The following is a 436-nucleotide window of genomic DNA, read 5'->3' on the forward strand; positions in this document are numbered from 1 at the left end:
ATTGATGTCTGGCCAATGAACTTTTTTTCACCGGAGACTTCAATTAATTCGATTGATAATTGTTGGCTCTTCATCATGCAATTAGCTTGTGTGTTAAACATGGTTGCAGCATGGAGAAAGACAACAAAAGTTCGTGTTTTTATGTGCTCAAATTCCAAAACAAGAGAAACAAATGCATTGAGCCAACAATGGGAACAAATGCTCCAGATGTTAAGAATTGAAGCTAAAATACAAGTTGTAATTTGGGATCACATCACATCACCATTAACTCAATCACTTTCTTCTGAAGAGGGTCTTTCGGGATGTTCTTCTCAATTAAACACAAATGAATTGCCAAATGAAAGTCCAAAACAATTTGAGCCAACTTCACAATATTTAAATGGTGTCAACACAATGATACAGGAACACAGCAGCAACACATCAATAATCTTCATGT

Annotated in this window: 1 protein-coding gene; it reads left to right on the plus strand. The window is 35.6% G+C overall.

All coding sequences use genetic code 11. The annotated features are described in order from the left end of the window. Positions 1 to 436: hypothetical protein (locus J5M58_RS27150; protein WP_207880545.1), on the plus strand; the 436-nt coding region annotated here is incomplete at both ends.

This window comes from Pseudomonas sp. 32_A (assembly GCF_017490905.1).
In the GTDB taxonomy this organism is placed as follows: Bacteria; Pseudomonadota; Gammaproteobacteria; order Pseudomonadales; family Pseudomonadaceae; genus Aquipseudomonas; species Aquipseudomonas inefficax.